Here is a 20,355-nt window from a genome sequence, read left to right as displayed (position 1 = left end):
GTTGAATCTGCCGCGCGGCCCTTCGAAAAAGAGAGCAGCCGCGCCAAGTCTGGAACGGTTTCGACAGGCTACCGGCCTACCGGGTTCCTGAACGTCGGATGAAGCCTGCAACCGGATGCAAGCGAAGGCCGTGGCCTCCTGACCTCGAAAAGCCGCGCTCCGGGCAGCGGCAAAGGCCTACTTGCCGTCGCTGCCCTTGGCGCCGTCCTTGGGGTCGATGTCCTCGCGCTCGTCGGGCGGGTTGCCGTCGTAGATGTCGCTGCGGCGGTGCTGCAGATAGGCGTCGCGCGTGAAGGTGTACTTGTCGAGCGCCGCATCGTCGAGCAGGCGGCCGGCGCGCAGGTACTTGGCACGGGTGTCGACCAGGTTCAACACGTTGAGCGAATTGCGCCACGCCACGTCGTTCATGTGCGAGATCGGATCGCCCCAGCGGTCCACCGGCAGCGCCGCGGCATCGCGCACGGTCGAGGGGCCGAGCAGCGGCAGCACGAGGTACGGACCCGAACCCACGCCCCAGTAGCCGAGCGTCTGGCCGAAATCCTCGTCGTGGCGGTCGATGCCCGCCTCGGTGGCGATGTCGAGCAGGCCGCCGAGACCGAAGATCGTGTTGACGTTCAAACGCATGAAGGTCTGGGCGCTGTTCTGCACCTTGCCCTGCGCGACGTTGTTGGCGAGGTTCCAGACGTCGCCCACGTTGTTGAAGAAGTTGGTGACACCGGTGCGCACCAGCGAAGGCAGCACGCGGGTATAGGTGGTGGCCACCGGCACGAGCACGTTCTCGTCGACGGTGTCGTTGAAGCGGGTCACGCCTCGGTTGAAGGGCTCGAACGGGTCGAGCGGATTGGCCTGCGGGCCGGTGGCGCACGCGGCGAGCACCGACAGAAGAGCAGAAATGCCCATCCAGCGGGCATAGGTCGCTATGTTCTTCATAGCATTCGACATGGGGTGACGGTTTTTCATTTCTTGTTGGTGTTGGCCGGCGTGGAACTCCCCTCGGCGGCCTTGCTGTAGAGGAACTGGCTGATCAGGTTCTCGAGCACCACCGCCGATTGGGTGGCGGTGATCGTGTCGCCGGCCTGCAGGTTCTTCTCCTCGACACCCGCCTCGATCCCGATGTACTGCTCGCCGAGCAGGCCACTGGTGAGGATCTTCAGCGAACTGTCCTTGGGAAAACTGTAACGGTTTTGCAAAGCCAGCGTCACGTCGGCCTGAAATGTCTTGTCGTTGAACGAGATCGATTGCACGCGGCCGATCACCACGCCGGCGCTCTTGACGGCCGTCTGCGGCTTGAGGCCGCCGATGTTGTCGAAGCGCGCGGTGACGGTGTAGGTCTTCTGGAAGTTCAGGCTCAGCAGGTTGGCCGACTGCAGCGCGAGAAACAGCAGCCCGGCCGCCCCGAGCAGCACGAACAGGCCGACCCAGATGTCGTTGTTGGAACGTTGCATGGTTGCACTCTCTATCTAGAACGATCGGGGCGAGCCCCTTCAGATACTGAACATCATGGCGGTGAGCAGGAAATCGAGCCCCAGCACCGACAGCGAGGCCGCCACCACGGTGCGGGTGGTGGCGCGCGACACGCCCTCGGGCGTGGGCTGCGCCTCATAGCCCTGCAGCAACGCAATGAAAGTCACGGTGAAGCCGAACACGATGCTCTTGATGACGCCGTTGCCGACATCGCGCCAGACATCGACGCCCGCCTGCATCTGGCCCCAGAACGCGCCGGGATCGACGCCGAGCATCAGCACGCCCACCACGTAGCCGCCGAGGATGCCGACCGCGCTGAACACGGCCGCCAGCAGCGGCATGGTGATCACGCCGGCCCAGAAGCGCGGCGCGAGGATGCGCTGCACCGGATCGACCGCCATCATCTCCATGGCGCTGAGTTGCTCGCCGGCCTTCATGAGGCCGATCTCGGCCGTGAGCGAGGTGCCGGCGCGGCCCGCGAACAGCAGCGCCGCCACCACCGGCCCGAGCTCGCGCACCAGGCTCAGCGTGACCAGCAGGCCGAGCGCCTCGGAGGAACCGTAGCGCTGCAGCGCGTAATACATCTGCAGCCCGAGCACGAAGCCCACGAAAAGACCCGACACCGCGATGATCGCGAGCGAATAGTTGCCGAGGAAATGGATCTGGTCGCGCACCAGCGCGAAGCGGCGCAGGCTGCGCGAGCCCTGGAAGGCCAGCCGCATGAACAGCTTGGCGCCATGGCCGAGATCGGCCAGCTTGCTGCGCACGGCGAAGCCGACGTCGCGCGGGTTCCACCAGCTCATGGATGGCCTCCATGCGCGGGACCGAAATCGTCCTCGATGCTGACGCCCGGATAGTGGAAGCGCACCGGCCCGTCGGGCAGCGCATGCACGAACTGGTGCACCAGCGGATCGCTGCTGTTACGCACCTCGTCGGGCGTGCCCTGCGCGGCGATGCCGCCGTTGGCGAGCACGATCACCTGGTCGGCGATGCGGAAGGTCTCCTCCACGTCGTGCGACACGATGATGCTGGTGAGTCCCAGCGTGTCGTTGAGCTGGCGGATCAGCCGCGCCGCGGTACCGAGCGAGATCGGGTCGAGGCCGGCGAAGGGTTCGTCGTACATCACGAAGTCGGGGTCGAGCGCGATCGCGCGCGCCAGCGCCACGCGCCGCGCCATGCCGCCCGAGACTTCGCTGGGCAGCAGGTCGCGCGCGCCGCGCAGGCCGACGGCGTCGAGCTTCATCAGCACGATGTCGCGCACCAGCGCCTCGGGCAGTTCGGTGTGTTCGCGCAGCGGAAAAGCCACGTTGTCGAGCACGCTCATGTCGGTGAACAACGCGCCGAACTGGAACAGCATGCCCATGCGGCGCCGCGCGGCATAGAGCGCGGTGGGGTCCATGCGGCCGACGTCCTGGCCGTCGAACAGCACCTCGCCGCGCTGGGCGCGCTGCTGGCCGCCGATCAGGCGCAGCACGGTGGTCTTGCCGCCGCCCGAGGCGCCCATGAGCGCCGTGACCTTGCCGCGCGGCAGCGAGAACGAGACGCCATCGAGGATCGCGCGCGCGCCATAACCGAAGCGAACGTCGCGAAACTCTACGAAGGGCTGTGGCTGTGCGGCTGGGTCCATCTCAATAAAAAAGCCGGGCGCCCTGAGGAGGCATCCCGGCATGCGGTTTCCGCGGATGATAAAGGAGCCGCGAGAAGCCCCGCCGAATTGAAACAAATTTCAGCCGTGGCAGCCTGCTCCGTTTGGAGGAGAAGCCCGCCGCCCTGGAGACGGCGGGCGCGGTGCCCGGAATCAGCGCGGCAGGTCGCTGAAGCCCATCAGGAACTCGTCGACCGAGCGCGCGGCCTGGCGGCCCTCGCGGATCGCCCAGACCACCAGCGACTGGCCACGGCGCATGTCGCCGGCGGCAAAGACCTTCGGCACGTTGGTGGCATAGCCACCGATGAAGTCGACGCTGGCCTTCGCATTCCCGCGCGCATCCTTCTCGACGCCGAAGGCATCAAGCACGGTCGCCACGGGGCTCACGAAGCCCATCGCGAGCAGCACGAGGTCGGCCTTGAGCACCTGCTCGCTGCCGGCCACTTCCTGCATCTTGCCGTCCTTCCATTCGACGCGAACGGTCTTCAGGCCGGTGATCTTGCCCTTCTCGCCGATGAACTCCTTCGTGGAGATCGCGAACTCGCGCTCGCAGCCCTCGTCGTGGCTGGAGCTGGTGCGCAGCTTGATCGGCCAGTAGGGCCAGGTCAGCGGACGGTTCTCTTCCTCGGGCGGCTGCGGCATCAGCTCGAACTGCGTGACGCTCACGGCGCCATGGCGGTTGCTGGTGCCCACGCAGTCGGAGCCGGTGTCGCCGCCGCCGATGACGATCACGTGCTTGCCGTCGGCGCGCAGCTGGCCCTTGACCTTGTCGCCCGCGTTGACGCGGTTCTGCTGCGGCAGGAACTCCATCGCGAAATGGATGCCGTCGAGGTCGCGGCCGGGCACGGGCAGGTCGCGCGACTGCTCGGCGCCGCCGGTCAGCAGCACGGCGTCGAAGTCCTTCTGCAACTGCTCGGGCGTGACGCTTTCCTTGGCCAGGTTGGTGACCTTCGAGCCCTTGCCCAGCGGATCCTTGGCGGCGCCGACGACCACGCCGGTGCGGAACACCACGCCCTCGGCCTTCATCTGCTCGACGCGGCGATCGATGTGCGACTTCTCCATCTTGAAGTCGGGGATGCCGTAGCGCAGCAGGCCGCCGATGCGGTCGTTCTTCTCGAACAGCGTCACATCGTGGCCGGCGCGCGCGAGCTGCTGGGCGGCGGCCATGCCGGCCGGGCCCGCGCCCACCACGGCGACCTTCTTGCCGGTCTTGTGCTTGGCCACGCGCGGCGCAACCCAGCCTTCGTCCCAGGCGCGGTCGATGATGGCGTGCTCGAGCGACTTGATGCCGACCGCGTCGTCGTTCACGTTGAGCACGCAGGCCGCCTCGCAGGGCGCGGGGCAGATGCGGCCGGTGAACTCGGGGAAGTTGTTGGTCGAGTCGAGCACCGCGAAGGCGTTGCGCCAATCGTTGCGGTACACCAGGTCGTTGAAGTCCGGAATGATGTTGTTGACCGGGCAGCCGCTGTTGCAGAACGGCGTGCCGCAGTCCATGCAGCGCGCGCCCTGCACCTTCGCCTGGTCGGTGTCCAGGCCGACGACGAATTCCTTGTAGTGCTTGAGCCGCTCCTCGACCGGGCGATAGCCCTCCTCGATGCGCTCATGCTCCAGAAAACCGGTGATCTTTCCCATCGTGCTGTTCCTTCGTTGTGTCTTCGTTCACCCGCGCCTTCAGGCGGCGGCCGGCACCGTCTTGGGCGCGGCGGCGATCGCATGCGGCTCGAGGCCGACATGCGCGTTGTTGCCGGTGCTGGTGAGCTCGACCTTGCGGTCGTGCAGCTCGGCCAGGGCGCGCTTGTACTCGTTGGGGAAGACCTTGACGAACTTGGTGCGCGACACGGCCCAGGTGTCGAGCAGCTCGCGCGCGCGCTTGCTGCCGGTCCAGCGGTGGTGGTCCTCGAGCAGCTTCTTCAGCTGGGCCTCGTCGGTTTCGCCGCCGTGCCAGATCTTGCGATGCACGCTGGCGGTCTGCTCGGCCGAGGTCAGCACCTTGTCGAGCGAGACCATCGCCATGTTGCAGCGCGAGGCGAACTGGCCGTCCTCGTCGTAGACGAAGGCCACGCCGCCGCTCATGCCGGCCGCGAAGTTGCGCCCGGTCTTGCCGAGCACGGCCACCGTGCCGCCGGTCATGTACTCGCAGCCGTGGTCGCCGGTGCCTTCGATGACCGCCGTGGCGCCCGACAGGCGCACCGCGAAGCGCTCGCCGGCCACGCCGCACAGGTAGGCCTCGCCGGTGGTCGCGCCGTACAGCGCGGTGTTGCCGACGATGGTGTTGCGCGCGGCCTCGCCGCGGAAGTCGAGGCTGGGGCGCACCACCACGCGGCCGCCCGACAGGCCCTTGCCGGTGTAGTCGTTGGCGTCGCCGATCAGGTACAGCGTGATGCCGCGCGCCAGGAAGGCACCGAACGACTGGCCGCCCGTGCCCTCGAGCTGGATGCGGATCGAGTCGTCGGGCAGGCCCTGCGGATGCACCTTGGTCAGCGCGCCCGAGAGCATCGCGCCCACCGAGCGGTTGACGTTGCGCGCCACCTCGATGAACTGCACCTTCTCGCCCTTGTCGATCGCGGGACGCGACTTCTCGATCAGCCGGACGTCGAGCGCCTTGTCGAGGCCGTGGTCCTGGTTCTCGACATGGAAGCGCGAGACGTCGGCCGGCACGTTCGGCAGCGCGAACAGGCGGCTGAAGTCGAGGCCCGAGGCCTTCCAGTGCTCGATGCCCTTGCGCATGTCGAGCAGGTCGGCGCGGCCGATCATGTCGTCGAACTTGCGGATGCCGAGCTGGGCCATGATCTGGCGCACTTCCTCCGCGACGAAGAAGAAGTAGTTGACGACGTGCTCGGGCTTGCCCGAGAACTTCTTGCGCAGCACCGGGTCCTGCGTGGCCACGCCCACCGGGCAGGTGTTGAGGTGGCACTTGCGCATCATGATGCAGCCCTCGACCACCAGCGGCGCGGTGGCGAAGCCGAACTCGTCGGCGCCCAGCAGCGCGCCGATGGCGACGTCGCGACCGGTCTTCATCTGGCCGTCGGCCTGCACGCGGATGCGGCTGCGCAGGCGGTTGAGCACCAGCGTCTGCTGGGTCTCGGCCAGGCCGATTTCCCACGGGCTGCCCGCATGCTTGATCGACGACCAGGGGGAGGCGCCCGTGCCGCCGTCATGGCCGGCGATCACGACGTGGTCGCTCTTGCACTTGGCCACGCCCGCGGCGATGGTGCCGACGCCGATCTCGCTGACCAGCTTCACGCTGATGCTGGCGTGCGGCGCGGTGTTCTTCAGGTCGTGGATCAGCTGGGCCAGGTCCTCGATCGAGTAGATGTCGTGATGCGGCGGCGGCGAGATCAGGCCCACGCCCGGCACCGCGTAGCGCTGCTTGCCGATGTACTCGGTGACCTTGCCGCCCGGCAGCTGGCCGCCCTCGCCCGGCTTCGCGCCCTGGGCCATCTTGATCTGGATCTGGTCGGCCGAATGCAGGTACTCGGCCGTGACGCCGAAGCGGCCCGAGGCCACCTGCTTGATGCGCGAGCGCAGCGAGTCGCCGTCCTTCAGCGGCAGGTCGACCTCGACGTTCTCGGCACCGATCACGCTGCGCAGCGTGTCGCCCTGCTTGATCGGGATGCCCTTGAGTTCGTTGCGGTAGCGCGCGGGGTCCTCGCCGCCTTCGCCGGTGTTGCTCTTGCCGCCGATGCGGTTCATGGCCACGGCCAGCACCGAGTGCGCCTCGGTGCTGATCGAGCCCAGCGACATCGCGCCGGTGGCGAAGCGCTTGACGATATCAGCCGCCGATTCGACCTCATCGACCGGAATCGCCTTCGCCGGATCGATCTTGAACTCGAACAGGCCGCGCAGCGTGAGGTGGCGGCGGTTCTGGTCGTTGATGAGCTGGGCGTATTCCTTGTAGGTGTTCCAGTTGTTGGCGCGCGTGCTGTGCTGCAGCTTGGCGATCGCGTCGGGCGTCCACATGTGCTCTTCGCCGCGCGTGCGCCAGGCGTATTCGCCGCCGGCGTCGAGCATGCTGGCGAGCACCGGGTCGTCGCCGAAGGCGGCCTTGTGCATGCGGATGGCTTCCTCTGCGATCTCGAACACGCCGATGCCTTCCACGCGGCTGGCCGTGCCGGTGAAGTACTTGCTGACGGTCTCGCTGTTCAGGCCGATGGCCTCGAACAGCTGGGCGCCGCAGTAGCTCATGTAGGTGCTGACACCCATTTTCGACATGATCTTCGACAGACCCTTGCCGATCGCCTTCACGTAGTTGTAGATCGCCTTCTCGGCGCTCAGCGCGCCCGGCAGGTCGGCGTGCATGCCGGCCAGGGTGTCCATCGCGAGGTAGGGATGGACCGCCTCGGCGCCGTAGCCCGCGAGCACGGCGAAGTGGTGCACCTCGCGCGCCGAGCCGGTCTCCACCACCAGGCCGGCCGTGGTGCGCAGGCCCTCGCGCACCAGGTACTGGTGCACGGCCGACAGCGCCAGCACGGCGGGGATCGCGACCTGCGTCGGGCCGACGCCGCGGTCGCTCACGATCAGGATGTTGTGGCCGCCCTTGATGGCATCGACGGCTTCGGCGCACAGCGAGGCCAGCTTGGCTTCGACGCCTTCGTCGCCCCAGGCGAGCGGGTAGGTGATGTCGAGCACGTAGCTCTTGAACTTGCCCTGCGTGTACTTGCCGATGTCGCGCAGCTTCGCCATGTCGGCGAAGTCGAGGATCGGCTGGCTCACCTCGAGCCGCATCGGCGGGTTGACCTGGTTGATGTCGAGCAGGTTGGGCTTCGGGCCGATGAAGGACACCAGCGACATCACGATGGCTTCGCGGATCGGGTCGATCGGCGGGTTCGTGACCTGGGCGAACAGCTGCTTGAAGTAGTTGTACAGCGGCTTGTTCTTGCTCGAGAGCACGGCCAGCGGGCTGTCGTTGCCCATCGAGCCGATGCCCTCTTCGCCGGCCTGCGCCATCGGGCTCATCAGGAACTTGATGTCTTCCTGGGTGTAGCCGAAGGCCTGCTGGCGGTCGAGCAGCGCGACCTGCGAGATCGGCGCGGCCACCGGCTCGGCCTGCACGCTGTCGAGCTTGATGCGCAGGTTCTCGATCCACTGCTTGTAGGGCTTGCTGTTGGCGAGGGTGGCCTTGACCTCCTCGTCGTCGATCATGCGCCCTTGCTCGAGGTCGATCAGGAACATCTTGCCGGGCTGCAGGCGCCACTTGCGCACGATCTTCTGCTCGGGCACGGGCAGCACGCCCGACTCGGAAGCCATGATGACGAGGTCGTCGTCGGTCACGCAATAGCGCGAGGGACGCAGGCCATTGCGGTCGAGCGTGGCGCCGATCTGGCGGCCGTCGGTGAACACGATCGAGGCCGGGCCGTCCCAGGGCTCGAGCATGGCGGCGTGGTATTCATAGAACGCGCGGCGGCGCGGGTCCATGGTGCTGTGCTGTTCCCAGGGCTCGGGAATCATCATCATCACGGCCTGGCTGATCGGGTAGCCGGCCATCGTCAGCAGCTCGAGGCAGTTGTCGAAGGTGGCGGTGTCGGACTGGCCCGCGAAGCTGATCGGGTAGAGCTTCTGCAGGTCGGGGCCCAGCACGGGCGAGGACATCACGCCCTCGCGCGCCTTCATCCAGTTGTAGTTGCCCTTGACGGTGTTGATCTCGCCGTTGTGCGCGACGTAGCGGTACGGGTGGGCCAGCGGCCACTCGGGGAAGGTGTTGGTCGAGAAGCGCTGGTGCACCAGGCCCAGGGCCGAGACGCAGCGCTTGTCCTGCAGGTCGAGGTAGTAGGTGCCGACCTGGTCGGCGAGCAGCAGGCCCTTGTAGACCACGGTGCGGCTCGACATGCTCGGAACGTAGTATTCCTTGCTGTGCTTGAGCTTCAGGCGCTGGATGTTGGCGCTCGCGGTCTTGCGGATCACGTAGAGCTTGCGTTCCAGCGCGTCCTGCACGATCACGTCGTTGCCGCGGCCGATGAAGACCTGGCGCAGCAGCGGTTCCTTTTCGCGCACGGTGGGCGACATCGGCATGTCGCGGTTGACCGGCACGTCGCGCCAGCCCAGCAGCACCTGGCCTTCGGCCTTGATCGCGCGTTCCATTTCCTGCTCGCAGGCCTGGCGCGAGGCGTGTTCCTTCGGCAGGAAGATCATGCCGACGCCGTACTCGCCCGGTGGGGGCAGCGTGACGCCCTGCTTGGCCATCTCGTCGCGGTACAGGTGGTCGGGCAGCTGGATCAGGATGCCGGCGCCGTCGCCCATCAGCTTGTCCGCGCCCACCGCGCCGCGATGGTCGAGGTTCTCGAGGATCTTCAAGCCCTGCAGCACGATGGCGTGGCTCTTCTCGCCCTTGATGTGGGCCACGAAGCCGACGCCGCAGGCATCGTGCTCGTCGGCACCGGAATACAGACCGTGTTGTTGGAGATGTTGAATCTCGGCAGCCGTCGTCATGGCGCACTCCTTCAGTTTTCGCAGGGATTGGGAGCATATTGCGATGCACAAAGAATGCCAAACACTTTAATAGGGGTCAGATTCCGATTAAATCTTGAGTTTTCTTGTCAGAATTTAATTGGGGACACATCAAATTAGATAGCGAAAGACAGTCACTGGACGGCGGTTTCCGCCCTCTTCAGCTCAGCTCTTGATGTCGGAAGGCGGCCGCCCGGCCTTGGCCGGCAGCACGCGGCGCTCGGTGTTCTTCTGCAACGCTTCCAGGAAATCCGCATCGCCGGCCGCCCAGCCACGCAGCGTGGCCTCGGTCAGCGCCGACTGGTCGGCGGCCCGGACCCCCGCGCGCACCAGTTCGACATACGCCGCCTCGCGCGCGAACGGGGTGTTGCCGAGCTCCCAGTACAGCGGATGGGGCGTGAGCAGCCGGTCGTGCCGCAACCCCGCGTAGTGCGCATGGCTGGACCACGCGAAGTCGCGCGGATCGATCACCAGCCCCGCGCGCACCGGGTTGAGGTCGATGTAGGCCATGCAGGTCAGCAGGTAGCGCTCGGTCTGGATCAGGGTCGACCTGTAGCGCCCTTCCCACAGGGTGCCGCTGCGGCCATGGCGATCGTTGAAGTAGCGCACGTAGCTGCGCCCGACCGACTGCATGAGCTGCGGCAGCCCCGTGGCGGTGTCGGGCGTGGCCAGCAGGTGGAAGTGGTTGTCCATCAGCACGTAGGCATGCACCGCGACGCCGAAGCGCGTGGCGCTGTCGGCCAGCAGGGCGAGCAGCTTCTCGTGGTCGGCACGGTCCACGAAGATCGGCTGGCGGTTGTTGCCGCGCTGGATCGCATGGTGCGGCAGGCCGGCAAGGGTGAGGCGGGGAAGGCGGGCCATGGGCCAGGAAGGGGTTGACGCGCGGGACTTGTATCCTAAGCCGCCCGCCGAACCATCCCATCCTGGCGGGGGAGGAGCCATTCGATGTTCAAGTTCTTCAAGGAAATGCTCGATACGGTCAAGGAAGGCATGGCGGAGGGACGCGCCGAGCTGGCGCAGGAAACCGCCGAGCGCGAGGCCAAGGCGCAGCAGGACGGCGCGGCGCTCGAGGCCCGGCTCGCGGCCTCGTCGCGCTACGAGAACATGGCCGTGGCGCTGGCCGCGATCTACCGCGAGACCTTCGCCCCCGAGCTCAAGGCCGCCAGGGAAGCGAACCGCGACGCGGTGCACCTGCTGTGCGTGCCGATCCCCGACGAGGAAGTCGGGCCGTGGAAGAAGCTGCTGGCACGCGACTTCGACGCGGACGGCGAGGCGCAGGCACGCGAAGCCATCGCCGACACCCACGACGCGGCCGAGGCGATGGCCCGGAGCACGGATGGCGAACTGGCCGTGTGGATCGCCCGCTTCGCGCACCTCGCGACCGGCTCGGCGGCGGTCGGCTACCTGGAAGCGCGCGAGGCGCTGGACGCGCTCGAGCCGGCGGTGGCGCTGGCGGTCGAGCGCTTCGATGGCTGGGAGAGCTACGGCCGCAGCTTCCTCGAGGGCGAGCGCGATGCCGCGGGCAGCAACTTCATGGGCCGCAAGGTGCTGGCTTCGGTGACCGAACGGCTGCTGGAAGACGAGCGCAGCCCATGGAAGACGCTGGCCTGGCCCACGCGCGACGCGCTGCCTGCGCTGCTCGCCTCGCGCTGAGCCGGCGCGGCGTCAGGCTCAGTCGAGACTAAAGCGCGTATCGCCCAACGCGTCGAGCCCGAACTGCGCCAGCAGTTCGCGCAGCCGCGCCGCCGCGCTCGCCTTGCGCTGGCCGGTGTGGCGCGCGAGGATCAGCTCGTTCTTCATGCTGTGCTCCCAGCCCACGAGCTCGGTCACGGTGACGCTGTAGCCGTTGGCCTCGAGGTACAGGCAGCGCAGCACGTTGGTGAGCTGGCTGCCGATCTCGCGCGTGTGCAGCGGATGGCGCCAGAGCTCGGCCAGCGGCGTGCGCGAGAGCGCGAGCGCCTTGGTCTCGCGCAGGCAGGCCGCCACCTCCGCCTGGCAGCACGGCACCAGCACCATGCAGCGCGCCTTCTTCGCGAGACCGAAGGCGATCGCGTCGTCGGTGGCGGTGTCGCAGGCATGCAGCGCGGTCACCACGTCGATCCGCGGCGGCAGCTCGCCCGCGGTGGCCGATTCGGCCACCGTGAGGTTGAGGAAGGACATGCGGTCGAAGCCCAGCCGCTGCGCGAGTTCGCGCGACTTCTGGACCAGCTCGGCGCGCGTCTCGATGCCGTAGACGTGACCGCCCTGCCCCGCGCGGAAGAACAGGTCGTAGACGATGAAGCCCAGGTACGACTTGCCCGCGCCATGGTCGGCCAGCGTGGCGTTGGCGCCGCCCTCGGGCAGCTCGCGCAGCAGCTGCTCGATGAACTGGAACAGGTGGTAGACCTGCTTGAGCTTGCGGCGCGAGTCCTGGTTGAGCCGGCCCTCGCGCGTGAGGATGTGCAGCTCCTTGAGCAGCTCGACCGACTGGCCCGGGCGCAAGGCCTCGGCGAGCTCGGCATCGGCCTTCGCCATCTTGGCGGTCTTGCCGCCCTTGGCGGAATGGTCGTCGCGGGTCTTCTTCGGTGCGTGGGTATTCATGTGGGGGTGCTCCCGGGGCCGACGTCGAGCGCGGCCCAGCCTTCGGGCCCGAGGGCCTCGAGGGTATCGATGTTGCGGCCGAAGATCTCTTCGGCATCGGGAAAGGCCTCGACCGCGCGGTCCACGCTCTCTTCGCGCAGCAGGTGCAGCGTGGGATAGGGCGCGCGGTTGGTGGCGTTGCCGATGTCGTCGGGCTCGGTGCCGCCGAACTGGAATTGCGGATGGAAGCTCGCGAGCTGCAGCACGCCGTCGAAGCCGGCCTTGGCAAGCCTGCGCTCGGCGCGTGCCGTGAAGTCGTTGAAATCGAGGAAATCCGAAAGCGCGCTCGGCGCGATCAGCAAGGTGGTGTCGCGCTCGGTGGCATCGAGCGCGACGAGTTGCCGGGCCTCGGCGAGCAATGCGTCGAGCAGGTCGTCATGCTCGGCGGGCAGGTAGGTGGCGTAGTGGATCTGGCCCTTGACGTGCACGGCCTTCGCGAACGGGCACAGGTTGAGGCCGATCACCGCGCGCTCGAGCCAGCGGCGCGTGTCGGCGATGGCCTGCTCGGCCGTGACGAAGGCATCGCCGCTCATGGCGTCGCCGCCTCCAGTGCCAGCCGCGCGCGGCCGAGCCGGCGCGCGATCGCGATGCCGGTCAACGAGCAGGCGAGCGTCGCGACCCAGGTCCAGTGCCATCCGCCGACGCGGTGCGCCACCCAGGCAACAGTCGGCGGCGCCAGGAACTGGCCCAGCGACGAGGCCTGCTGCATCAGCCCGACGGTGGTCGACACGGTGGCCGGCCCGGGCGCGAAGCGCACGCCGAGCAGGAACAGCGTGGCCGGCACCATGCCGCCCGCGAGCGAGAAGGCGCAGACGGCCACGAAGCGCAGCGAAGCCGGCAGCCCGACGGCATCGGCGCCCGGCCCACGCAGTTCCGCGAAAGCCGCGATGCCGCCCAGCGCCATGATCAGGAAGCCCCACTGCAGCAGCCGTTCGGGCGCGATGCCGCGCTGCAGCCAGCGCCCGCCCATGATGTTGCCGACGATGTTCATCGCAGCGGCCAGCGCTGTGAGCACCGCGTTCCAGCCGGCCGGCACGCCCGCGCCGGCATAGATCGCGGGCAGGAAGCCGATCACCGCCATCCACTGCGCCGAATAGACGGCGAAGCTCAGCGCCGTGAGCCAGGGCCCGCGCGCGCCGACGGTGGTGCGCAGGCGCGACCAGCCGCTCTCGGGCACGGTGGCGGCGATCGGCGCGCGTTGCCGGTCGGCCGGCACCGCGACGAACAGCCAGGCCGCCGCCAGCGCCGACACCATCGACAGCGCCCACCACCAGCCGGGCCAGCCGTTCCAGCCGATCAGCACCGGGCCGAGCAACAGTGCCAGCGCCACGCCGAAGGGCATGTAGGCGCCCCAGAGCCCCAGCGCGGCCTTGTCGGCGCCCGCGGGCGTGAGGGCGCGGATCAGGCCCGGCCCCGGCATCACCGCCAGCAGGAAGCCGATGCCCTCGATGGCGCGCAGCACCAGCAGCCAGGGCACAGCCTGCTCTGCGGGCAGGTGGCTGCCGACCGCGCCGCCCGCGAGGCTGGCCAGGGTCAGCACGGCCAGTCCGCCGAGCATGCTGCGGCGCAGGCCGATGGTGTCGGCCGCCAGGCCCGCGAGCAGCCCTAGCGTCATGCTCGCGACCTGCACCAGCGAAAGCAGAAAGCCGGCTTCGACCAGGCCGATGCCCAGCGAAGCCTGCAGCGCCGGGACCGCGGGCGGCAGCTTGCCCAGGTGCAGCGCGGCGCTGACGCCCGCGACCACGACCGCGAAGGCGGCCGCGGGGATGCGCGGGCGCGCGCCGGGCGATGTCATGCCGTCGGCCCGTCGGCGCGCGCAATGCCGCACCGGCCGGTCAGCCGTTCGTGCTCGCGCATCGCGAAGCGGTCGGTCATGCCCGCGATGTAGTCGGCCACGGCGCGCGGGCGGTCGGCGCGCTCGGCGAAGGACTCGGGCATCTCGGCACCGCGCTCGAGGTAGGCATCGAACAGTTCGCGCACCACCTCGCGCGCCTGGTCGGTGGTCTGCACCACCTGTGGGTGGCGGTAGAGGTTGCGGAACAGGAAGCGCTGCAGCGTCTCCGACTGCGCGCGCATGCCCTCGCTGAACGCGACCACCGGCGGCGCGCGGCGCACCGCGTCGGCGTCGCCAGGCGCGAGCGCCTCGAGCGTGGCGCGGGTGGCGTCGATCACGTCGTAGACCTGGGCGCTGAGCATCCGGCGGATGGTCTCGTAGAGCACGCGGCGGCCGCTGAGCGCCGGGTATTCGGCCAGCGCCTCGCGCCGGTAGCGTTCGAACAGCTCGACCTCGGCCAGTTGCTCGACCGCGATCAGGCCGGAGCGCACGCCGTCGTCGATGTCGTGGGCGTTGTAGGCGATCGCATCGGCCAGGTTGCACAGCTGCGCCTCGAGGCCGGGCTGGGTGCGGTCGATGAAGCGGCGCGCCACGCCGCCGGGCTCGGCCGCCTCGAGCTTCTCGGCGTTGGCGCGCGAGCAGTGCTTGAGGATGCCCTCGCGCGTCTCGAAGCTGAGATTGAGGCCGTCGTACTGCGGATAGCGATGCTCGAGCGCATCGACCACGCGCAGGCTCTGCAGGTTGTGCTCGAAGCCGCCGTGCTCGACCATGCAGGCATTGAGCGCGTCCTGCCCCGCATGGCCGAAGGGCGTGTGGCCCAGGTCATGGGCCAGCGCGATGGCTTCCACCAGGTCCTCGTTGAGCCGCAGCGCGCGCGCGATGGAACGGCCGAGCTGCGCCACCTCGAGCGAATGCGTGAGCCGCGTGCGGAACAGGTCGCCCTCGTGATTGAGGAACACCTGGGTCTTGTAGACCAGCCGCCGGAACGCCGTCGAATGCACGATGCGGTCGCGGTCGCGCTGGAAGGCGTCGCGCGTGGGCGCGGGCGGCTCGGGATGACGTCGGCCGCGCGAACGCGCGGGATGCGAGGCGTAGGGCGCGAGGCTCATGGATCCGCGGGGGCGATGCCGGCCATCGGAAGGGGGTTCAGGCCGCCGCGCAGGATTGCGCGAGCACCTCGCGCACCAGCGCATCGGGCGCGCCGCGCATGATCGCGGAACCCGGCTTGTCGATCACGACGAAGCGGATCTCGCCGCCCTCGGATTTCTTGTCGACGCGCATCAGTTCCAGGTAGCGGTCGGCGCCGAGGTCGGGACCGACCGTGGGCAGGCCAGCGCGCTGGATCAGGCGGGTCAGGCGCTCGACGAAGGCCGCATCCACGCCGCCGAGGCGCTGCGACAGCCGCGCCGCCATCACCATGCCGCAGCCCACGGCCTCGCCGTGCAGCCATTCGCCATAGCCCAGGCCCGATTCGATCGCATGGCCGAAGGTGTGGCCGAAATTGAGGATGGCGCGCAGGCCGGTTTCGCGCTCGTCCTGGCCGACCACCAGCGCCTTGATCTCGCAGCTGCGCTTGACCGCATGCGCGAGCGCGGCGGGATCGCGCGCCACCAGGGCCTCGATGTTGGCTTCGATCCAGTCGAGGAAAGCCATGTCATGGATCGGCCCGTACTTGATGACCTCGGCCAGGCCGGCGCTGAGTTCGCGTGGCGGCAGGGTCTGCAGGGTACCGAGGTCGCAGACCACCAGCTGCGGCTGGTAGAACGCGCCGATCATGTTCTTGCCCAGCGGATGGTTGATGGCCGTCTTGCCGCCGACCGAGGAGTCGACCTGCGCCAGCAGCGTGGTCGGCACCTGGACGAAGGGCACGCCGCGCATGTAGCTGGCGGCCGCGAAGCCGGTCATGTCGCCCACCACGCCGCCGCCGAGCGCGAACAGCACGGTCTTGCGGTCGCTGCCGTGGCCCAACAGCGCGTCGAAGATCAGGTTCAGGGTCTCGAGGTTCTTGTAGGCCTCGCCATCGGGCAGCTCGAGCAGATGCACCTGCCGGAACCGGCCGGCCAGCGCCTCGCGAAGCGCCTGGGCGTAGAGCGGCGCGACCGTGGTGTTGCTGACGATCAGCGCGCTGGCCGCCTGCGGCACGACGCCGTAGGTCCGGGGATCGTCGAACAGGCCGGCGCCGATGAGGATGGGATAGCTGCGGTCGCCGAGCGGGATGTCGACGCGTTCGAGGGGGGGCGGGGAAACGGAGGCGGCGGGCGATGGCATGGCGGGAGTTTAGGCGGTGCGGCGCCGACGGGCCGGAACGCCGGCGCCAAGCGCCTGGGCGCGCGAGGGTCGATGCGCCTCGGGTCGCGCGGGCTCAGTCCGAAGACACGGTCGGCTCGGGCCCCTCGGGATGCGCGCCGGGCGACACGATGCCCGCCAGCTCGAGCTGCATCACGATGATGTTCACGAGCGTCGCGACCGTGGGACGACCGGTGTCGACCACGTCGTGGGCCGTCTCGCGGTAGAAGGGATCGCGCGCGTCGTGCAGCTCGCGCAGCCGGCCCAGCGGATCGGCCACCTGCAACAGCGGGCGCTTGACGTCGTGGCGCAGCCGCCGGAACAGGTCCTCGGGCGAGGACCGCAGGTAGATCACGTGGAAATGGCCGCGCAGTTGCCGGCGGTTGGCCTCGCGCAGCACCGCGCCTCCTCCGGTGGCCAGCACGCCGTGCGCGCCAGCAGCCAGCTCGGCGATCACCTGCTGCTCGAGGTCACGGAAGGCGGCTTCGCCTTCGCGCTCGAAGTAGTCGCGGATCGAGCAGCCGATGCGCTGCTCGATCTCGTGGTCGGTGTCGACGAAGGGAAGGTCGAGACGCTGCCCCAGCCGCCGGCCCACCGCGGACTTTCCGGCGCCGGGCAATCCGACGAGTGCGACGGCCACGCCGTGGCTGCTACGCCCGCGCGTCAGCGCGCGGCGTTGCGGTCGGTAATCATCTTCGGGGTGATAAAGACGAGCATTTCGGTCTTGTTCGCAATGCGAGTGCGTGTGCGGAACAGCGCCCCCAGATAGGGCACTTCACCCAGCACCGGCACGCGCGACTCGTCATTGGATTCGTTGAGCTCGAAGATACCACCGATGACGACCGTGCCGCCGTTTTCGACCAGCACCTCGGTCTGGACGTGCTTGGTGTTGATGGCGGGGCCGGCCGTGGTGTTAACGCCGCGAGCATCCTTGCTGACGTCGAGCGTCAGGATGATGTTGCCCTCGGGCGTGATCTGCGGCGTGACTTCGAGCTTGAGCACGGCCTTGCGGAACGCGATCGAGGTGGCACCGCTCGAGGTCGCCTGCTGGTAGGGGATTTCCTCGCCCTGCTCGATCAGAGCCTTGGTTTGGTCGGCCGTGATGACACGGGGACTCGACACCAGCTTGCCCTTGCCATCCGCCTCCAGCGCTGAAATCTCAAGATTCAACATGCGTGAGAAGCTGGAATTGAACAGCGAGATCGCGAAGGTTCCCGGAGAAGTGCCATTGTTGAGCGGGTCGACCGCAGGCAGGTTCACAAAGTTCGAATTGGTCCAGGTCGTGGTGGTGTTGCCGCCACTGTTGCCGCCGGTGGAGCCAGAACCAGATCCCGTGCCGGACAAGGGCATGGCGCCGATGGTGCCGAACGCGCGATTGCCATTGGCGGAAGCGATCCGCTCGTTTGCGATACCGCCCCCCAATCTGGCCCCCAGTGACTTTCCAAAGGTATCGGTCGCTTCAACGATCCGCGCTTCGATCAACACCTGACGCACGGGCACGTCAAGCTTCTGAATGAGTTCCGCGACCTGCGCCAGACGCGAGGGGATGTCGGATACGAACAATTGGTTGGTACGGGCTTCGGCGATCACGCTGCCGCGGGGGCTCAAGATGCGCGTGGTATTGCTCGAATTACCCCCTGCTCCTGCTCCACCCGCGGATGTGCCGGTGCCGGTCAGCCCCTGAGCAATGGCTATCGCCTTGGTGTAATTGAGTTGGAACGACTGCGTCCGCAACGGCTCGAGATTTTCGATCGCGGCCTTGGCCTCGAACTCGAGCTTCTCTTTCGCGTTGATCTCATCCTTTGGCGCGATCCACAATACGCTGCCGTTCTTACGCATGCCAAGGTTCTTGGCCTGCATGATGATGTCGAGCGCCTGATCCCAAGGCACATCCTTCAACCGCAAGGTCAATGCACCGGTGACTGAATCGGAAGTCACGATATTGAAGTTCGTGAAGTCGGCGATCACCTGCAGCAGCGAACGGATCTCGATATTCTGAAAATTGAGCGAGAGTTTTTCTCCCGTGTAGCCCGCGCCTTGCGTCAACTTGGTCGGATCGATCTTGCGCGCGCGAACTTCCACCACGAACTGGTTGTCGCTCTGGTAAGCGCTGTGCTCCCAGTCGCCCTTGGATTCGATCGTCAGGCGCACGCGGTCCCCGGCTTGCTGGGCCGTGATCGACTGCACCGGTGTATTGAAGTCGGCCACATCGAGCCGTCGACGCAGGCCCTCGGGCAACGTGGACTTGTTGAACTCCGCCACCAGGCTCTTGCCTTGCTGACGCAGATCCACGCCCACCTGGTTGTTCGCCAACTCGATGATGACGCGGCCGGTGTTGTCCGAACCCAGACGAAAATCGACGTCGCGCAGCGGCAGGGTGTCGCGGTTCCGGTTCTCCGCGAAGGTTGCGGAAACCGGTGTCGCAAGCGCTACGCCTGCCGTGGGTTCAAGCGTCACCAATAGCGATTTGCCCTGAATCTCGGTCTTGTACGCGGTGGCCTGCTTGAGGTTGAGCACCACACGGCTGCGTTCGCCGGCTTGCACCACGTTGACCGAACGGAGATTGCCTTGGTTCACTTCGATCGCCGATCGCCCGATGGCGTTCGTGACGCCAGGAAAATCGAGTGCGATGCGCGCGGGTGTTTGGACCGCGAAACCATTGGGCACGGCGGCCAACGGTTGCGCCAGATCGATGCGAATCACTTCCGTACCCGATTGCATCGAGCTCGTCACCGATTCGATGGCGTTCTGGGCATGGGCCACGGCCAGGGCGCCGAATGCCAGCAGTCCGAGCGCGACGGTTCGCAGCCGATGTGCCATCTTCGATTTTTCTAGGTTCATTTCGCACTCTCTTGCAACTGCAGCGATGCTGCGCGTTCGATCCATTCGCCCGCCGCGTCCTGCACGATTTCACGCAGGGCGACTTCGCTTTCATTGATTCGGGTGATGCGGCCGTAGTTGAGGCCCAGGTATTCGCCGATGCGCACCTTGTAGAGCAGCTTGTCGACCTTCACGAGTGCTATCGGCTGGCCACTGCGGTTCATGGTGCCCACCATCGCCATCGAATCGAGCGGGAAGGCCTCGAGGGCTTCCTTACGGCGCGCCAATTCGGGAGCGATCAGATCGGAATTGCCGGGCTGGTTCGATTCGCGACGCAATGCCTGCGTGAGCTTCAACATATTGAAGGGCTCGAACGACGAGGCCTCCGTATAGGCTTGCGGCGTGAATTTTTTTGGTTCAGCGATGGGCGAGATGCTGGGCTTGACCTGTGCGCGCTGCTCCACCATCCAGCGCTGAAGGTCCTCCTGATCAGAGTCCCCGCAGGCGCTCAACCCTAGCGTGGCCATCGCGAGCCACAACAACTTGAAGGTCGCTCTCATTTCTTCGCGCCTTTGGGCGCCGCAGCGCGTTTCTGGGCCGCCCGCTCTTCCTCGTCGAGATAGCGGTAGGTGCGTGCCGTCGCATCCATTGTCAACGCACCGTCCTTGTCCTTCTGCGGCGCCACGCTCAGGTTGTTCAGCGTCACGATGCGCGATAGGCTCGCCACATCGGCCGCGAACGCACCCATGTCGTGATAGCGGCCGGTGACGCGCACAGCGATCGGCAATTCGGCGTAGTAGTCCTTCACCACGACCTGGCCCGGACGGAACAGCTCGAACTGCAGGCTGCGACCGAGCCCGGCCTGGTTGATGTCCGACAGCAGCGCATCCATCTCGGCCTTGCTCGGCAACTGCTTCTCGAGCAGCGTGACGTACTGCTGCACCTGCTCGCGCTGCTTCTTCAGCAGGTCGAGATTGGCCGCCTGGGCCACCTTCTTCTGATAGTCGGCCTTGAGCGCGACTTCCTTGCCGCGCTCCGATTCGAGCTCGTCGTTCGAATTCGTGAGCCAGACGAACCACAGGGCCACCACCACGACGACGGTCAGCCCCAGACACAGCGCATAGCGCGGCACGGACGGCCAGCTCGCGGGGTCGTTGGTGTTCAGGCCACGGAACTGGTCGCCGAAGCGGCGCATCGCGGCGCCGACATCGACCTTGGGAGAGGAGCGGGTGCTTGCCATGAT

General features: G+C 67.4%; 17 protein-coding genes. 1 reads left to right on the top strand and 16 read right to left on the bottom strand.

Annotated elements, in window-relative coordinates:
• Positions 1 to 177: 177 nt before the first annotated feature.
• From KV106_RS09920 to KV106_RS09890, 7 genes are all read right to left on the bottom strand, one after another.
• On the bottom strand, positions 178 to 930 hold the full coding sequence (locus tag KV106_RS09920; RefSeq protein WP_261209822.1) for an MlaA family lipoprotein: 753 nt from the start codon (positions 928 to 930) through the stop codon (positions 178 to 180).
• Positions 931 to 956: 26 nt separating this feature from the next.
• Positions 957 to 1,445 carry an outer membrane lipid asymmetry maintenance protein MlaD gene (gene mlaD / locus KV106_RS09915; protein WP_057596777.1) on the bottom strand — a complete coding sequence of 163 codons (489 nt, stop codon included), beginning with the start codon at positions 1,443 to 1,445 and terminating at the stop codon, positions 957 to 959.
• A 39-nt stretch (positions 1,446 to 1,484) separates the two neighbouring features.
• Positions 1,485 to 2,267 carry a lipid asymmetry maintenance ABC transporter permease subunit MlaE gene (gene mlaE, locus KV106_RS09910; RefSeq protein WP_261209820.1) on the bottom strand — a complete coding sequence of 261 codons (783 nt, stop codon included), beginning with the start codon at positions 2,265 to 2,267 and terminating at the stop codon, positions 1,485 to 1,487.
• Entirely contained in the window at positions 2,264 to 3,091 is an 828-nt protein-coding gene (locus tag KV106_RS09905) for an ABC transporter ATP-binding protein (protein WP_261209818.1), read from the bottom strand. Before KV106_RS09905 ends, mlaE begins: the two co-directional genes overlap by 4 nt.
• A gap of 171 nt (positions 3,092 to 3,262) precedes the next feature.
• Positions 3,263 to 4,741: a glutamate synthase subunit beta gene (locus KV106_RS09900; RefSeq protein WP_261209816.1), complete on the bottom strand. Its 1,479-nt coding sequence runs from the start codon at positions 4,739 to 4,741 to the stop codon at positions 3,263 to 3,265.
• Positions 4,742 to 4,780: 39 nt separating this feature from the next.
• A complete protein-coding gene (locus KV106_RS09895) occupies positions 4,781 to 9,535 on the bottom strand; it encodes a glutamate synthase-related protein (protein ID WP_261209814.1) in 4,755 nt (1,584 codons plus the stop codon).
• Positions 9,536 to 9,718: 183 nt separating this feature from the next.
• Positions 9,719 to 10,414 (bottom strand): transposase, encoded by a 696-nt coding sequence (locus tag KV106_RS09890; RefSeq protein ID WP_261209812.1) that lies wholly within the window; start codon positions 10,412 to 10,414, stop codon positions 9,719 to 9,721.
• Positions 10,415 to 10,498: 84 nt separating this feature from the next.
• On the opposite strand from KV106_RS09890, the gene KV106_RS09885 reads away from it, so the two are divergent.
• Positions 10,499 to 11,206, top strand: coding sequence for a DUF1266 domain-containing protein (locus KV106_RS09885; RefSeq protein WP_261209811.1), 708 nt, complete (start codon positions 10,499 to 10,501; stop codon positions 11,204 to 11,206).
• Positions 11,207 to 11,224: 18 nt separating this feature from the next.
• Here the strand turns inward: KV106_RS09885 and KV106_RS09880 are convergent, their stop codons facing one another.
• The 9 genes from KV106_RS09880 to KV106_RS09840 all read right to left on the bottom strand — a co-directional run bounded on the left by KV106_RS09880 (position 11,225) and on the right by KV106_RS09840 (position 20,352).
• Positions 11,225 to 12,133, bottom strand: a complete 909-nt coding sequence (locus tag KV106_RS09880) for a class I SAM-dependent methyltransferase (RefSeq protein WP_409976501.1) — start codon at positions 12,131 to 12,133, stop codon at positions 11,225 to 11,227.
• Positions 12,130 to 12,705 (bottom strand): DUF1415 domain-containing protein, encoded by a 576-nt coding sequence (locus KV106_RS09875; protein ID WP_261209809.1) that lies wholly within the window; start codon positions 12,703 to 12,705, stop codon positions 12,130 to 12,132. The genes KV106_RS09880 and KV106_RS09875 overlap by 4 nt, the downstream gene beginning before the upstream one ends.
• Positions 12,702 to 13,967, bottom strand: a complete 1,266-nt coding sequence (locus KV106_RS09870; protein WP_261209807.1) for an MFS transporter — start codon at positions 13,965 to 13,967, stop codon at positions 12,702 to 12,704. Before KV106_RS09870 ends, KV106_RS09875 begins: the two co-directional genes overlap by 4 nt.
• Positions 13,964 to 15,115 (bottom strand): deoxyguanosinetriphosphate triphosphohydrolase, encoded by a 1,152-nt coding sequence (locus tag KV106_RS09865; RefSeq protein WP_261209805.1) that lies wholly within the window; start codon positions 15,113 to 15,115, stop codon positions 13,964 to 13,966. Before KV106_RS09865 ends, KV106_RS09870 begins: the two co-directional genes overlap by 4 nt.
• Positions 15,116 to 15,152: 37 nt before the next feature.
• Positions 15,153 to 16,274, bottom strand: a complete 1,122-nt coding sequence (gene aroB / locus KV106_RS09860; protein WP_261209803.1) for a 3-dehydroquinate synthase — start codon at positions 16,272 to 16,274, stop codon at positions 15,153 to 15,155.
• Between the two features lie 94 nt (positions 16,275 to 16,368).
• Positions 16,369 to 16,932 carry a shikimate kinase gene (locus tag KV106_RS09855; protein WP_261209802.1) on the bottom strand — a complete coding sequence of 188 codons (564 nt, stop codon included), beginning with the start codon at positions 16,930 to 16,932 and terminating at the stop codon, positions 16,369 to 16,371.
• A 23-nt stretch (positions 16,933 to 16,955) separates the two neighbouring features.
• Complete coding sequence (gene pilQ / locus KV106_RS09850) at positions 16,956 to 19,133, bottom strand: type IV pilus secretin PilQ (RefSeq protein WP_261209800.1); 2,178 nt, start codon at positions 19,131 to 19,133, stop codon at positions 16,956 to 16,958.
• The gene (locus KV106_RS09845) at positions 19,130 to 19,672 is read right to left on the bottom strand and encodes a pilus assembly protein PilP (protein ID WP_261209798.1); all 543 of its coding nucleotides are present in this window, start codon (positions 19,670 to 19,672) and stop codon (positions 19,130 to 19,132) included. Before KV106_RS09845 ends, pilQ begins: the two co-directional genes overlap by 4 nt.
• Positions 19,669 to 20,352, bottom strand: a complete 684-nt coding sequence (locus KV106_RS09840; protein WP_261209796.1) for a type IV pilus inner membrane component PilO — start codon at positions 20,350 to 20,352, stop codon at positions 19,669 to 19,671. Before KV106_RS09840 ends, KV106_RS09845 begins: the two co-directional genes overlap by 4 nt.
• Between the last annotated feature and the right edge of the window lie 3 nt (positions 20,353 to 20,355).

This window comes from Variovorax endophyticus, assembly GCF_025376855.1.
Taxonomy (GTDB): Bacteria; Pseudomonadota; Gammaproteobacteria; order Burkholderiales; family Burkholderiaceae_C; genus Variovorax.
This window is presented reverse-complemented; position numbering and strand designations above follow the sequence as displayed.